This window comes from Saccharopolyspora sp. NPDC000995, from assembly GCF_053599315.1.
In genome coordinates this window covers 1-1,249 of sequence record NZ_JBSFLZ010000349.1, presented here as the reverse complement: position 1 = coordinate 1,249, position 1,249 = coordinate 1, and the positions used below count along the sequence as shown (strand labels likewise).

General features: G+C 67.3%; 1 protein-coding gene. It reads right to left on the bottom strand.

Annotated features, from left to right (window positions below; all coding sequences use genetic code 11):
* Nucleotides 1–1,191, bottom strand: a 1,191-nt coding sequence (locus ACWDKQ_RS36265) for a hypothetical protein (RefSeq protein WP_450143256.1), incomplete at its 3' end; no start/stop codon positions are given.
* Between the last annotated feature and the right edge of the window lie 58 nt (nucleotides 1,192–1,249).

Here is a 1,249-nt window from a genome sequence, read left to right as displayed (position 1 = left end):
GACCGCGGGCACCGTGGCCGGTGCCGCCCCCCGTACGGGGGCGGGTGCCAGCGCGGAGAAGTCGCCGTGCGGGCCCTCCGGGTAGGTCACTTCGGCGTGTGCCTGGCCCAGGTGGCGGACACCAGGGGGCCCGGCTTGCCCGGAGACCCGCTTCTTACCCTGTAGTCCCGTCCCGTCCGGGACGGCCTGCCGCTTGGCCGGTAGCTCCACTACCTCATGTCGCCGCGAACCGGATTCAGGCCCCCGTTGCGTGATCTCCCGCCGTACCTCGGCGGACACCTCTTGTGGTTCCCGTGCCGGTTGTGATTCCCGTGCCGACCCCCACCACGTCGACACGGACGTGTGGCTGGCCAGGCCGCCGGACAGCTCCGCCACCCGCGTGGTGGTGTAGCGGCGGCGGTGGGTGTCCGGGTCTGTTTTCCGGCCCAGATTCTGTGCCCACTCACGGACCAGCTCTCGCGTGAGCTTGTCAGCGAGACCTCCCCGGCCGTTGCGGTCGACGTTGAGGTTGTGGTGGGTCAGGACCGCACGCAGGTCTTTCGGTCCTTCGGGTGTGGGCTCCCAGTTCGTGATCTCCCGCCGTACGTCGGCGGACACCTCTTGTGGTTGCCGTGCCGACTTCCACCACTCCGACACGGACGATCGGTTGATCAGGCCGCCGGACAGCGCCGCCACCCGCCTGGCGGTGTAGCCGTAGTTGGTGTCCGGGTCTGTTTTCCGGCCCATATTCTGTGCCCACTCACGGACCAGCTCTCGCGTGAGCTTGTCACGGAGACCTCCCCGGTCCTTGCGGACGACGTCGAGGTTGTGGCGGATCAGGACCGCACGCAGGTCTTTCGGTCCTTCGGGTGTGGGCTCCCAGTTCGTGATCTCCCGCCGTACGTCGGCGGACACCTCTTGTGGTTGCCGTGCCGACCCCCACCACGTCGACACGGAGATGTGGCTGATCAGGCCGCCGGACAGCTCCGCCACCCGCCTGGAGGAGTAGGCGTAATTGGTGTCCGGGTCTGTTTTCCGGCCCATATTCTGTACCCACTCACCAACCAGGTCTCGCGTGAGCTCGTCAACGAAATGTCCGTGGACGTTGCGGACGACGTTGAGGTTGTGGTGGGTCAGGACCGCACGCAGGTTTTCCGGTCCTCCGGGTGTGGGCTCCCAGTTCGTGATCTCCTCCCGTACCTCGTCGGACACCCCTTGTGGTTCCCGTGCCGGTTGTGGTTCCCGTGCCGGTTGTGGTTCCCGTGCCGGC